The 14,197-nt window shown below is 42.9% G+C and carries 13 protein-coding genes; 7 read left to right on the top strand and 6 right to left on the bottom strand.

What is annotated here, in order from left to right:
* Window positions 1-106: 106 nt before the first annotated feature.
* The 4 genes from kdnA (at window position 107) to Q1A86_RS10880 (ending at window position 3,495) form a co-directional block, all read left to right on the top strand.
* On the top strand, window positions 107-1,291 hold the full coding sequence (kdnA, locus tag Q1A86_RS10895) for an 8-amino-3,8-dideoxy-alpha-D-manno-octulosonate transaminase KdnA (protein WP_299806391.1): 1,185 nt from the start codon (window positions 107-109) through the stop codon (window positions 1,289-1,291).
* Between the two features lie 80 nt (window positions 1,292-1,371).
* Window positions 1,372-2,442: a 3-deoxy-alpha-D-manno-octulosonate 8-oxidase KdnB gene (gene kdnB, locus Q1A86_RS10890; protein WP_299806389.1), complete on the top strand. Its 1,071-nt coding sequence runs from the start codon at window positions 1,372-1,374 to the stop codon at window positions 2,440-2,442.
* Between the two features lie 68 nt (window positions 2,443-2,510).
* Window positions 2,511-3,248: a 3-deoxy-manno-octulosonate cytidylyltransferase gene (gene kdsB / locus Q1A86_RS10885; protein WP_299806387.1), complete on the top strand. Its 738-nt coding sequence runs from the start codon at window positions 2,511-2,513 to the stop codon at window positions 3,246-3,248.
* A gap of 13 nt (window positions 3,249-3,261) precedes the next feature.
* The gene (locus Q1A86_RS10880) at window positions 3,262-3,495 is read left to right on the top strand and encodes a DUF2897 family protein (RefSeq protein ID WP_299806385.1); all 234 of its coding nucleotides are present in this window, start codon (window positions 3,262-3,264) and stop codon (window positions 3,493-3,495) included.
* Window positions 3,496-3,576: 81 nt separating this feature from the next.
* Here the strand turns inward: Q1A86_RS10880 and Q1A86_RS10875 are convergent, their stop codons facing one another.
* From Q1A86_RS10875 to dapA, 4 genes are all read right to left on the bottom strand, one after another.
* A complete protein-coding gene (locus tag Q1A86_RS10875; RefSeq protein ID WP_299806383.1) occupies window positions 3,577-6,666 on the bottom strand; it encodes an efflux RND transporter permease subunit in 3,090 nt (1,029 codons plus the stop codon).
* Window positions 6,663-7,745, bottom strand: a complete 1,083-nt coding sequence (locus Q1A86_RS10870; protein ID WP_299806381.1) for an efflux RND transporter periplasmic adaptor subunit — start codon at window positions 7,743-7,745, stop codon at window positions 6,663-6,665. The genes Q1A86_RS10875 and Q1A86_RS10870 overlap by 4 nt, the downstream gene beginning before the upstream one ends.
* A 325-nt stretch (window positions 7,746-8,070) precedes the next feature.
* A complete protein-coding gene (bamC, locus tag Q1A86_RS10865; protein ID WP_299806379.1) occupies window positions 8,071-9,168 on the bottom strand; it encodes an outer membrane protein assembly factor BamC in 1,098 nt (365 codons plus the stop codon).
* 3 nt (window positions 9,169-9,171) lie between these two features.
* On the bottom strand, window positions 9,172-10,056 hold the full coding sequence (gene dapA, locus Q1A86_RS10860; RefSeq protein WP_299806377.1) for a 4-hydroxy-tetrahydrodipicolinate synthase: 885 nt from the start codon (window positions 10,054-10,056) through the stop codon (window positions 9,172-9,174).
* Between the two features lie 240 nt (window positions 10,057-10,296).
* Between dapA and Q1A86_RS10855 the strand changes: the two genes are divergently transcribed.
* Window positions 10,297-10,833, top strand: coding sequence for an ACT domain-containing protein (locus tag Q1A86_RS10855; protein WP_299806375.1), 537 nt, complete (start codon window positions 10,297-10,299; stop codon window positions 10,831-10,833).
* A 19-nt stretch (window positions 10,834-10,852) separates the two neighbouring features.
* The gene (gene bcp / locus Q1A86_RS10850; RefSeq protein ID WP_299806373.1) at window positions 10,853-11,323 is read left to right on the top strand and encodes a thioredoxin-dependent thiol peroxidase; all 471 of its coding nucleotides are present in this window, start codon (window positions 10,853-10,855) and stop codon (window positions 11,321-11,323) included.
* Window positions 11,324-11,361: 38 nt separating this feature from the next.
* Here bcp and Q1A86_RS10845 read toward each other — a convergent pair whose 3' ends face one another.
* Window positions 11,362-11,976, bottom strand: coding sequence for a LysE/ArgO family amino acid transporter (locus Q1A86_RS10845; protein WP_299806371.1), 615 nt, complete (start codon window positions 11,974-11,976; stop codon window positions 11,362-11,364).
* 130 nt (window positions 11,977-12,106) lie between these two features.
* Between Q1A86_RS10845 and Q1A86_RS10840 the strand changes: the two genes are divergently transcribed.
* Window positions 12,107-12,997 (top strand): LysR family transcriptional regulator ArgP, encoded by an 891-nt coding sequence (locus Q1A86_RS10840; RefSeq protein ID WP_299806369.1) that lies wholly within the window; start codon window positions 12,107-12,109, stop codon window positions 12,995-12,997.
* 72 nt (window positions 12,998-13,069) lie between these two features.
* On the opposite strand, the gene Q1A86_RS10835 is transcribed toward Q1A86_RS10840, so the two are convergent.
* Window positions 13,070-14,179 carry an AI-2E family transporter gene (locus tag Q1A86_RS10835; protein WP_299806366.1) on the bottom strand — a complete coding sequence of 370 codons (1,110 nt, stop codon included), beginning with the start codon at window positions 14,177-14,179 and terminating at the stop codon, window positions 13,070-13,072.
* Window positions 14,180-14,197: the final 18 nt, after the last annotated feature.

Below are 14,197 nucleotides of genomic sequence, written 5' to 3'. Positions count from 1 at the left end.
AAATGAGAAAAATAGTAAGAACTCTCGCAGTTAGCTTCCCTTCATAGTTATAATCGATACTTAATTTTTGGCGTAATTTAGCGCAATGAATATTAAGGAAGTATCCATGCCTGGTTTTGAATTATTTGGTCCTGAAGAGAAACAAGAAGTCGCGGATGTAATGGAGAATGGATTTACCTTCCGTTATAACTTTGATCATATGCGAAATGACCGCTGGAAAACCCGAGAAATGGAGGCCCTTCTATGTGAAAAAATGGGGGCCAAACATACCCACTTAGTTTCAAGTGGTACGGCAGCATTACAAACAGCAATGGCCGCTGCAGGGATCGGCGCAGGTGATGAAGTTATTGTACCTCCGTTCACATTTGTTGCTTCTGTTGAAGCCGTGTTTATGGCCGGCGCGGTACCTGTGTTTGCTGAAATTGATGAAACATTATGTTTATCACCAGAAGGTATCGAAGCCGCCATAACTCCAAAAACAAAAGCGATTAACCTGGTTCATATGTGTGGCTCTATGGCTAAAATGGATGAAATAAAAGCCATCTGCAGTAAACACAACTTAATCCTACTAGAAGATGCCTGCCAAGCGATTGGTGGCAGCTATAGAGGGCAAGCCCTGGGAACCATAGGCGATGTAGGCTGTTACTCTTTCGACTCAGTGAAAACCATCACCTGCGGTGAAGGTGGCGCTGTCATCACCAATTGTGACACCATCTATAATCATGCCCATATGTTCTCAGATCATGGCCATGACCATATTGGTAATGACCGCGGCGCAGAAGGTCACCCAATCATGGGACTAAACTTCCGTATTTCTGAAATGAATTCAGCTATGGGTCTAGCACAACTGCGTAAGTTAGACAGAATCATAGAGATCCAGCGTACTAACAAAAAGTTGATTAAAGATGCCATGGCAGAGATCCCTGAAGTCTCTTTCCGTGAGATCCCTGATATTGAAGGTGACTCAGCAGGCTTCTTAACCTTCTTTATGCCTAGCGAGCAGCGTACTGTCGAAATCAACAAAAAACTTGCAGATAACGGTGTTGATGGTTGCTTCTACTGGTATATCAATAACTGGCACTATTTATTAAATTGGACACATATTCAAGAACTTAAGTCCTCTTCTTCGCTTCCAATAACCCTTATAGAAGATAGACCCGATTATACTAAGGTGTCAGTCCCTAAATCTGATGCAATTATGAGTCGTACAATTTCAATGCTTATCAAACTTTCATGGACGGAGGAGGAAATAAAGCAGCGAATCGATAACATCAAACGTGCATTCGCTTAAGTAAAAACGAGGATCCGTCGTACCATTTCATTTGGCACGATGGCACATTTTAAATTAATGGCCCAACGGAGAATGTCGTAATGAGTTTTAAGAATTTCAAATGTGTACCAAAAATGATTTTTGGTCGCGGTTCATTTGCCCAACTCGATCAAGTGTTAGCAGAAGAACGCAAGGCAGAAGATGACTATGTCGTATTTTTAGTTGATGACGCACATCAATCAAAAACACTAGGCAATCGTGTTCCAGCCAAAGCACATGACTTACTCATTTATGTCAATGTGGACGACGAACCCACGACAAAACAAGTTGATGCTCTAACCGAACAAGTTCAAGACTTTAATAGCAGATTACCAGTGAGTGTGGTCGGGCTCGGTGGCGGTTCTACCTTAGACTTAGCAAAGGCCGTTTCGCTAATGCTGACTAATCCAGGTGGAAGTGCAGAGTACCAGGGCTGGGATCTGATTAGAAATCCAGCAATCCATCATATCGGGATCCCAACAGTATCAGGTACAGGTGCAGAAGCATCACGTACTGCGGTATTATGTGGTCCAGTGCGTAAGCTTGGCTTAAACTCTGATTACACTGTATTCGATCAGATCATTATGGATTCTGAACTGATTGCAGGTGTTCCAACAGATCAATGGTTCTACACAGGTATGGATTGTTATATTCATTGCGTTGAATCACTCGCGGGCACCTATTTAAATGAATTTGCTAAAGCATTTGCCGAAAAATCCATGGCTTTGTGCCGTGAAGTCTTCATAGATAACCATGAAGAAAAAGATGACAAGCTGATGATGGCTTCCTATATGGGGGGCATGAGTATCGCCTATAGCCAAGTTGGTGCCTGTCATGCGGTTTCTTATGGTCTTGGCTATGTATTAGGCTACCATCATGGGATCGGTAATTGCTTAGCATTTGATGTACTTGAAGAGTTCTATCCAGAAGGTGTTGCTGAATTCCGTCAGATGATGGACAAGCACAACATCGTTCTGCCAAAGAACATCTGTAAGGATCTTCCTGACGAAACTATCGCTAAGATGGTGGCCGTCACTAAAAGCATGGGTCCACTATGGGATAATGTTTATGGTGAGGGCTGGGAAGAAAAAGTCACCGACGAAATGCTCACTAAATTGTTCCGTCGGATCTAAACTCTAGCATAAGCATGAAATGGGCTTCATCTCGAAGCCCATGATATTTTCTTAAGTAGGTAAATTGAATGAATGTAACCTTATTAATCCCTGCTCGATATGGATCAAGTCGCTTTCCAGGCAAGCCATTAGCCCCTATTAATGGTAAGCCGATGATCCAACACGTTTACGAGCGCGCATCTTTAGCGAAAGGGCTTAAAGACATCTATGTCGCCACCGATGATGAACGCATCAAAAACGCTGTAGAAGGTTTTGGTGGCAAGGTTGTTATGACAGGTCCAAATGCTGCATCAGGCACAGACCGTATCGATGAAGCGATTACAACATTAGGGCTTGCTGATGACGATCTTGTGATTAACCTGCAAGGGGATCAGCCGCTGATCGACCCTATCTCTATTGAGCAACTGGTAAGCCTTTGTGAGCGCCACCCAGGCGAATTTGATATGGCAACATTAGGTGTTGAAATCAGAGACGAAGTTCAACTCAATGACCCTAACCACGTAAAAATGGTTTTCGACAACAATTTTAATGCCCTGTATTTCTCTCGTGCTACGATTCCATTTGGTCGTGACAACAGTGATTACCCAGTATATAAGCACCTTGGTATTTACGCCTATACGCGTAAATTTATTCAGACATTCGCTAAACTGCCACTTGGCCGCCTAGAAGATCTTGAAAAGCTAGAACAGTTACGAGCGCTCGAGTACGGCTACAAAATCAAAGTCGCCATCAGCGCCTTTGACTCTCCAGAAGTGGATACCCCTGAAGATATCCGTATTTGTGAAGCTAGACTTGCCGTTGACTAATTGGGATTAAATGATGTCAGATCTTGAAGTAGGTTTATTGATTTTATTAGTGATCGGGGTGATCGCCAGTAATCTTGCGGTATTGAAGTACAGTGCAAAATATAAGATGACGCAATTTGGTAAACATCATCATGGCAAAAAACAATCTGAAAAGGATGCTAAAGATAAAAGCAGTGATGATGCTACCAGTAACGATAAACAAAACCATGATCCCTCGCATCACGATGATAAGACTAACAAGTCTTAAAGACCTCAACTAATCACTCACAAAAAAGGCGCTTAACGCGCCTTTTTTATCTCTTTAATTTAACTAAAACTCTGGTATCCCTTAAGATAACTCCTTCTCAAGCTGTTTAGCTATCGCCTCTGGCGAACCAGTATTTCTGGCTAACAAGGAGTATGCGACTGGAATAACCAGCAGAGTGAAGAAGGTGGCTAAGGTGATCCCTGAAAGCACGACGACACCAATAACAAATCGGGTTTCGGCTCCCGCCCCTTCAGAAAGAACTAAAGGTACGGCTCCTGCTGCGGTCGTAATTCCCGTCATCAAGATAGGTCTGAGTCTTTGACTCGAGGCTTGAATAATTGCTTGCTGAAACTCTATCCCTTTATCTCTTAACTGGTTTGCAAATTCAACAATCAAAATACCGTTCTTAGCCGCTAAGCCCACCAACATGATAATCCCAATCTGGCTGTAAATATTAAGGCTTTGATCCGTGATCCACAGGCCTATTAACGCGCCTAGCGTAGCCAATGGCACTGTTAACATGATCACCAGCGGATGAACATAGCTTTCAAACTGCGCCGCAAGCACTAAAAATACAATTCCTAAAGCTAAGATAAATACAAAGTACATCGAATTACCTGAGTCTTGATAATCCAGTGACTGCCCCTTATAGCTCACTATCGCTTCTGTCGGCAGATATTCATAAGTCAAATCATTCAAGTAATCTAATGCTTCACCTAAGCTATAACCATCGGCTAAGTTTGCTTCTATCGTAATTGCCCGCATACGGTTGTATCGGTTTAGCTGACTTGCGTCGGCAAACTCTTCGATAGAAATTAAGTTAGATAAAGGAATGAGCTCTTTACTTCTATCGGAACGAACATAGATGTTCTCTAGATCATTAGCAGTGTTTTGATTATCTCGATTACCCTCGATAATGACATCATACTCTTCACCATCTCTCATAAATGTCGTCACTAGACGTGAACCTAACATCGATTCTAAGGTGCGGCCGATATGCGAAATAGATACCCCTAAATCAGCGGCTCTGTCTTTATCTATCACGACTCTGAGTTGTGGTTTTGTCTCATTATAATCATGATCTAAGCCCACGAGATTAGGGTTTTCTTTAGCCTTTTCGATGATAATATCGCGCCATCTAGCTAACTCTTCGTAACTTGGGCCACCTAATACAAACTGCACAGGCTTACCGACTCCGCGGCCAAACGCCTGTCGCATAACAGGAAATGCTCGAACACCTGCCAAGTCTGATAACCGCCCTCTTATGTCGCCTATAATTTCGAAAGCGCTACGTCTCACCGCCCAATCTTCGAGAACGATAATTGCCATACCATTAGAAAAGTTTGCACTGCGGCCGAAGCCTCGTGGCGCACGGATCAAAAGACGCTTAATTTCCCCCGCCTCAACTAATGGCATTAAACGATTTTCGATTTCATCCATATAGGACTCAATATATTCAAAACTCGCTCCCTGAGGGCCGTTTACAATCAAAAACATCGAGCCTCGGTCTTCTCTTGGAGCGAACTCCTGCGGTACCTCTTTAGCAAGAAATGCGCTGCTCACTAGAGCCACTAATATGAGTGAAGAAACCAAGAATGGGTGGCGCATCGCAGATGCTAATGTTAAGCGATAATACCCTGATAGCTTATCCATTCCCGCATCAATCTTACGCACTAACCAAGAGTCCTGCCCAGATGGCTTAAGCACTTTTGAACACATCATTGGGCTGAGTGTTAATGCCACTATGCTGGAGAAAATCACCGCAGCACTCATGGCAACGGCAAACTCTTTAAAGAGCTTACCTAAATCACCTTCCAAGAAGGTGATAGGCATAAATACAGCCACCAATACCAAGGTTGTTGCAACCACAGCAAATGCCACTTCTCTCGCACCGAGATAAGCCGCTTTCAACGGAGAGTCCCCCTCCTCTATTCGTCTGTGAATATTCTCAAGTACCACAATCGCATCGTCGACGACCATACCGATAGCTAAGATCATCGCCAATAAAGTAAGTAGATTAATGGTATAGCCTAAGGCATACAGCACAATAAATGTTGCCATTAAGGATACAGGCACCGTTAGAGCCGGAATTAGCATGGCGCGAACGCTACCAAGAAACAGGTAAATAACCACGATCACTAGAAACATCGCAATAAACAGGGTCTGATACACCTCTTTAACCGACGCCTCGATAAATACCGAACTGTCATATGAGCGTTTAATCTCCATACCAGCGGGTAGCGTTGGGTTTATCTGATCAACCAACTTATTAGCAGCGCGCGCTACGTCTAATGTGTTCGCCGTCGATTGCTTAGATACACCTAAGCCAATCATGGCCTCGCGGTTACCTCTAAAGGTTATGCGCTCTTCTTCAGAGCCTATTTCAACCTTCGCCACATCGCCAAGTTTAACTAAGTAACCATCTTCCCCCTCGGCCAAGACCAAATTAGCAAAATCATCGGAAGTCTTAAAACTTCGCTCTAGACGCACTGTAAAGTGACGTTCTTTAGATTCAACGCTACCAGCTGGTAACTCGACGTTTTCAGAGCGAAGTGCCGTTTCAATATCTGCAACGGTTAAATTTCTTGCCGCTAGCGCCTGTCTATCTATCCATACACGCATAGCATAAACTTTACCGCCACCGAGGCGCATATTTGCCACCCCATCAATAACTGAGAAGCGGTCAACCAAGTAGCGTCTGGCGTAATCGGTCAATTGTAAGGTTGTCATCTGATCCGATACCAGATTTAACCACATAATCACTTCATCACCGCCATTGGCCTTTTGAACTTCTGGCGGCTCAGCCTCTTCTGGTAGGTTGTTGAGTAAGCCCGAAACTCTGTCACGTACATCATTAGCTGCAGCTTCAATGTCTCTGCCGACATCGAATTCTAGGGTTACATTCGAGCGGCCATCACTGCTAGATGAACTGATGTGTTTAATCCCCTCAACACCACTAATTCTATCTTCTACTAGCTGAGTAATACGGCTTTCAACTACTGCAGCACTGGCTCCACGGTAATTAGTTTGAATCGAAACCACTGGCGGATCGATATTGGGGTACTCTCTCAAAGGCAGCTTTTCAAAAGCAACGAGTCCAAAAATGATAAGTAGAATACTGATGACTGAAGCGAAAACCGGTCGCTTAACCGAAATATCAGTTAAGATCATGCTATAGGCTCCACGCTCGCTTGCTCAAGAAAACTAAAGCGCTCACTTAAGGTCACTTTGACTTTGTCACCAGGGCGGACTTTCAATAAACCTCGGATCACGACTTGCTCATTCAACGAAACGCCGTCTAAAATCTCGACCCAACCACGTTTACGCAAACCTAAAGAGACCTGTTTTTGCTCTATCACCCCTTCTTCATTCACCAAGTAGATATAGTGTCTATCTTGGATCGGAATAATGGCAGATTCAGGTAGGATAAGCGCATTTCTGCTGGTTTTAATCAACTTAACCTTCATAAGCATTCCAGGGAGCAATCTCTGCTTTGGATTAGGGAGCTCGGCCCTGACGATAACTGTACGTGTCTTTGGATTAATGCGGCTATCAATAGAAACGACTTTCCCCTTAAATACTTCACCATCAAATGCGACAGCGGTCGCTTCGACTGTTTTACCTAATGCCAAGGCTTGTAAGAAGCGCTCCGGTACGGAAAAGTCTAGTTTGATAACTGAGATATCATCTAAGGTCGTGATTGTATTGCCCGGAGAAACCAGTGCTCCGACACTCACTTGTCGGAGGCCCAATGAGCCTGAAAATGGAGCGATAATCCGCCTATCTTTTAGGGCTGACTCCGCTTGAGCCAATTCGGCTTTTGCTGTATCGATAAGTGTTTGCAGGCGATCACGCTCAAGCTCCGCAATTGTTTGACTCGTCACAAGAGTACGAATTCGCTCAAGCTCTCGTTGGTGATCTTTTACTTTTACTTTAGCTACCGTCACACGTGCAATCTGTTCACGATCCTGTAATTGCACTAGTAATCGACCTTTCTTAACCAGTTCACCATCATCAAAGTTGACTTGGGTAACCACTTCAGTCACTTTTGGCGTGACAGTAATAGACTCATTAGCCTTACTGGTTCCGAGTGCTTCAACTTCATCACGAATAGCTTGCATCGACGCCTTAGTAATCACCACATTCGGTGTCGGTCGCGCTCTTTTTACTTTTTCATTGGGTGCTTGTTGTAAATAGAAATAGGCACCGACGGCACCAAGCAATGTTAGGAATATTATTATTTTTTTCATGAGTGCCCTGACAGACTACAGTATCCAATTGCGTTTAGTTTACCTTGAGATAACTTAGCTTCAATAGCTTTTACTTTTTCTTACAAATGACACACTTAAGTCACACTCGTGAAATGGCACTCTACATCGACTTAAAACCAAAGCCTTAGTATCACTCACGTATTAAGCCGATTTTAATAGGATAAAAACTGCCATTACTCTGTTAAGGAAGTGGAATGTTTTTAAGAAAGGAATCGACTTAGAATTGAAAGTCTACACTCTGCCGTGCTACTCACAGCGCAAAAAAAAGGAGCCATAGGCTCCTTTTTCAATATATCGACATAAATTAACGCGTCTTGCGATCTTCTTGCATTAACTCAGAGAAGCCTTCATAAACTGCGCCAACCACCTCATTAGAAAGAGGTTCGTTTTTCGCATTCAACAGATGGATTTCTGTTTTATCATCGGCTCCATCTTTTAGCTCAAGACGGTAAGATCCAGCTTCAATCGGCAACTCTTTCTCGCTCCATAATGAACTCCAGAAGCCTGAGTCATCGGTAACATTGATATAAAGCAGTCCTTTATTACTGTCCATATCGATGATCTCAAAACCCATCTCTGGTAATACGATGCGTAAACGATCCCAAGTGCGTTTAAACTTAGCATCTGCCAACCAATATGCTTGCTCTTCAGCCTGAGCAATCAGATCGACATCGATGCCTAAGCTTTGCTTAAGACGTTTAGCCTTAAGTGCTTTAGCACGTTCAATGCTGATATAGCTGATAGAGTCATTCAATCTATCAATCGTATAACGACGTTTGTCTTCGCCACTTAATAGAATGTCTTGCAGATCGCCATCGAAGCTTTCTTCATGTTCGATAAGATCGATAGTTAAGTTACCACTGCGACCATGTGGGCGAACATCGACATGATATATGTAACGCTGCTTAAGTTTATAGACTTTATCGCTACCCCAAAAACTTGATTCAATCACTTGTTCACTTTCAATCCAATCGGTCTCAAGTGTGCCTTTCTCGTAATCTTCACTACGCAATGAGATTGACTTGCTAGCGAAATAATCTTTTAGGACGTCAAACAGTTCTTGTTTAAGATCGATGTCGTTATCAATAGATTCAACAACGATTTTAATATTGTCGGTGCCCTCTTCTACTCGGGTACCTTCTGCCATCGGCAGTACCTGTAGAGGTGGGCGAATATCTAAACTCTTACCGACTAAACTGGTATCGGCTTTACTTCCTACAGCAGGAATATCGAATTCTTTACTGTATGTCGGCGTATTTAAGCCTTCAGGAATAACTAATTGTGGCTCAACAGTCAGATCTTGATAGTTCTGGTCGGTATCGTTAGCTTGCCTTCTGTCAATCGGCGTACTACATGCAGTTACGGCTGCAACTAAAATCAGTGGTGATATTTGCTTTAGCATTTATTATTTAACCTCTATTCGGGCATTTTTCATCGCTTCTAGCAACAGACCATGAAACTCGGTAGAAAGTTCAGTCAAAGGCAAACGAATTGTTCCATTGCTAATCAGTCCCATACGATGGGCAGCCCATTTTACTGGGATAGGGTTAGCTTCGCAAAACAAGACACTAAACAAATCTTTGATCGACTCCTCTGCGGTAAGTGCCGCTGAGACATTTCCGCTAAGAGCCGCATCACACATGGCTTTAAACTGTTTTGGTACGATATTATTTGCTACAGAAATAACGCCATTACCGCCTAATGAGAGAAACTCTCTTGCTGTCGCATCATCACCGCTGTAAAGAAGGAAGTCGTCACCGCATAAGTTACGTAACTCTTTTACGCGGGAAAGATCACCCGTAGCTTCTTTAACACCTATGATGTTTTTAATACCCACAAGCTGAGCGACGGTTTCAGGACGCATATCTACAGCAGTTCGGCCTGGTACGTTATAAAGGATTTGCGGTACATCAGTACTCGCGGCGACCGCAGTATAGTGTGCAATAAGCCCTTTTGGCGTAGGTTTATTATAATAAGGCGTAACACCTAACATGGCTGCCACACCGACATTAGATAGGCCTTTAGTTAACTCGACCGCTTCGGCGGTGGCATTGGCGCCATTACCACCAATAATTGGAATTCTGCCCGCAGCAAACTTTACCGTCTGCTCAACAACAGCAATATGTTCTTTCGCTGGTAATGTAGCTGATTCACCAGTTGTGCCAACAGCAACGATGGCATCTGTACCTTGGGCGATATGGTACTCAACTAAACTTTCAAGACTTTTATAATCAACTGTGCCATCACTATTCATTGGTGTGACTAAGGCAACGATGCTTCCGTATATCATGTGTATTCCCCAAGGGTTCAGGACAGGCTATGGTACTGATGCAATCCACTAAAAACAAGCACTACGACGCAAGACTTAAGCATATTCATCATCAAGTTGAAACATATTAAATATGTTACAAGATCACAATGACAAGGGTCGCAAACTGATTAACTTGTGATAGCATTAGCCACCGCAAAGAAAACCGTTATTTATTTGACGCTTTTTTAAAGTTTAACTAATAAGAAAATGGGGTATTGAATGTCCAATCACCTAGTCGTTACTGCAATGGGACTTGACCGTCCTGGTATTGTAAGTAAATTTGCACGACTCGCGAGTGAGTGTGACTGCGATATCGTTGATAGTCGCATGGCACTTTTTGGTAACGAATTTACCTTGATTATGATGCTTTCGGGCTCATGGCCATCTATCACTAAGATAGAGTCAACATTACCCAGCTTAAGCGTTGAGTTAGAATTATTGACGGTGATGAAGCGCACTTCAAAACATACACCGCAAAATTACATCTCCAATTTAGAAGTTAACTTCAGTGGTCTCGATCAGCGCGGCACGATGAAAAAGATCACCCAGTTTTTAGCTGACCGATCGTTAGATCTTGCCGCTGTGAAATCTCATGCTGAAGAAGACGCTACTGGTAGACCGACACAAAATATTAGCCTAACGATCAATGTGCCAGAGAAAGTTGACGTAGATAAATTAGAAATTGGTTTAAATGAATTAGCAGATGAATTAACACTAGAGTGTGCCATTGAGCGTATGCAAGGTGTCGAAAGCTAAACTTTTTAAGGATAACAATATGAAAACCTTAACCGTTGGCGAACAAGCGCCACTATTTACCCTACAAAACCAAAGAGATGAAACCATCAGTCTTGCAGAGGCCTTAAAATCCGGTCCGGTGCTGGTTTACTTCTACCCAAAAGCCTCGACCCCGGGCTGTACAGTACAAGCCTGCGGTCTTAGAGACAGTAAAGAAGATCTCAACGACTTATCTGTAACAGTATTAGGCTTAAGCCCAGATCCAGTAGCCAAACTTGCAAAGTTTTCCGACAAGCAAGCGCTTAACTTCTCACTATTGAGTGATGAAGACCATGCTATTGCCGATGCGTTTGGGGTTTGGGGTGAAAAGAAATTTATGGGCAAGGTCTACGATGGCATTCATCGCTTGAGCTTCTTAATCGGGCAAGATGGCAAAGTCGCTCACGTGTTTAATAAATTTAAGACTAAAGACCACCATGAAGTGGTTCTCGCGCATCTAAAGAGTCATTGATCATGAACCAAAAAAAGGGAGCCAAATGGCTCCTTTTTTTATGCTATATAAGGATAGATTAACGCAGCAGCGATTGACCACATGGTGATGCAAATAAACCTATCTAAGTAACACCAAGCCTTTGGTTTTTTAAAGACAGGACTTAAGTATTTCGCCCCTAGACTTAGGCTAAAGAACCACACGAATGAAGCCAATACAGCACCAGCACCAAACCATTGCTTTTCGGTTCCTTCAAACTGCACGCTAATGCTACCGAGCAGCACCACGGTATCTAAATAAAGATGTGGGTTTAACAAACTAATTGCCAGAGTTGTTAACACCGCTTTCTTTAAACTATCAGCCGCCAGCGCTTCATCACTTTCCATTCTCGATTCACTAAAAGAAGACTTTAGCGCTCCGTAGCCATAAATAATGAGAAAAAGTGCTCCGCCCAAGCTTGCGATATCTTTAATCAATGGAAAGGCTAAAATTAGATGACCTAGCCCAGCCACCCCTGCGGTGATCATAATGGCATCGATAAAGGAGCAAATCGCCGCTATAGGCAGAGAATGTGACCGCTTAAGCCCTTGTTTTAAAACAAATGCATTCTGTGCTCCGACTGCCATAATTAGGCTTCCACCTATACCCATACCTTGAATAAATGCTGTTTGCATAGTTGCCTCAAAAACAAGCTTAATTTCGATGGCGCAAGGATAATTCGCTACCAAAAATAAGTACAACTAATTAATTTAATAATGTATAAGTAAAACTTATCACGATATATTTTTATGACTAGGAGCAAAGATGTTTGACTACGCTCACCTTAAAGCTCTGTCCATTGTTGTGTCTCAAGGCGGGTTTGATAAGGCTGCTCAACATCTATATATCAGCCAATCGGCGGTTTCTCAAAGAATTAAGCAACTAGAAGATAAGGTTGGTCAGGCGCTATTAGTGAGATCGAACCCTGTCAGACCTACTGAAACGGGCAAGCGTCTTCTGAGACATTATGCACAAGTTCAGTTACTTGAAAGCGAGCTACGCTCTGAAATGGATGTTGATGACCCTTCTCTTCCTACAATCGTTAAGATTGCAGTCAATGCAGATAGCCTAGCTACGTGGTTTTTACCAGCCTTAACCCAGATATTTAAGCAGCAAAAATGGTTACTAGAACTGATTGTCGATGATGAAGCTTATACCCACCATCTACTCAAAAATGGTGAAGCTGTAGGCTGTGTCACAACCACACAACTTGCGCTGTCAGGCTGCAGTAGTGAGTTCCTAGGTAATATGGAATACCAGTGTGTAGCGACGCCCGAGTTTATTGAGCAATATTTTAGTTCTGACGTGCCCTTAGATGACATTACTCATGCGCCCGCAGTAGTGTTCTCAACCAAAGACAAGCTGCATGATAAATTTCTCAGTTTTTACTTTGATATTAACGACAAAAGTTGGCGGGAGCATAAAATCCCCTCTTCCGAGAGTTTTCTTGAAGCAATAAAAATGGGATTAGGCTACGGCTTAGTCGCCCATTTACAAGCCAAGCCATTGTTAGATTCGGGTGAGCTAGTAGAAATCTTTCCTCACAAAAGGATGCAGGTCCCCCTGTATTGGCAACACTGGAACATTAAGGCCAAACAAACCAGCATTATTTATCGTGCATTAGCGATGAGCGCCAAAGAACAGTTATACGCTTAAGTCGAGTTTAAACGCAGGATAAAAAGACTCAAAAAAGGGGCACCAGCCCCTTATTAATTGGTTGAATCTAGCCTATTGTACATCGGGTAAGGCTTTTTTCCCTGACACTTCAACTGCCGGTTCATCAACATTATTTGGTACAGGCCAAGCATTGATAACGGCCTTAACTAATGAGGCTAACGGAATCGCAAAAAAGACTCCCCATACCCCCCATAAACCGCCAAATATCAACACTGCTGCAATAATAAATACAGGGTGCAGATCGACCGCATCAGAGAATAAGAGAGGCACTAGCACATTACCATCTAATGCTTGGATGATACCGTAACCCACCATAAGGTAACCAAATTCTGGACTAAAGCCCCACTGAACAAATGCCACTAGTGCGATAGGCAGTGTCACAAGTGTCGCACCAACATAGGGGATTAACACTGAAAACCCAGTTAACACCCCCAACAATGCCGCATAACGTAAGTCCATTAAAGCAAAGAAGATATAGCTAGCCACACCTATGATTACAATCTCGATAATTTTCCCGCGGATATAATTAAAGATCTGTTGATGCATCTCATTCCATACTTTACGGGCTAAATCTCGATTGGTTGGAAAGAACCGCTTACTGCCTTTAATTAATTGATCTTTATCTTTTAAAAAGAAAAAAACTAATAAGGGAATGAGGATCACGTAAACCATTAGCACCAATAACGAGGCCGAGTACCCTAAGAGTTGTTTACCTATATCGAGTAGATGTTGGGTATCTAACATCTTCTTAAGCTCTGCAACCATGGTATCTAGCTGACTTGGATTCACAAACTGGGGGTATTTATTAATATAAAGTTGAGCGGTGTTAAGTCCTTTGTCGATCATACTGGGTAGATCGGCCATCAAGCTCATTCCCTGACGCCAAACACTCGGTACTAGACCAAAACTAATTAACAGCATTAAACCGATGAATAGGACAAGAACTAACGAGGCGGCTGTGGTGCGGTTGATCCCTATTCGAGCCATTTGAGCTACGGGCCACTCCAATAAGAATGCCAGCACTAGTGCGATCAATAACGGTGCTAATAAGCCACCAGCAAAGTATATTGCGAGGGCTAAGCCCATTAAGATAAGCATTAAGGTAACAGCTTGTGGATCACTAAAACGTTCTTTATACCAACGGCTTAAAACAGATAACATTCATACTCCCTAGCTTGA

Origin of the sequence: uncultured Shewanella sp., assembly GCF_947497935.1 — a bacterium.
Lineage (GTDB): Bacteria > Pseudomonadota > Gammaproteobacteria > Enterobacterales > Shewanellaceae > Shewanella.
Note: the sequence above shows the minus strand (reverse complement) of the source record. Positions and strands in the feature narration are given on the sequence as shown.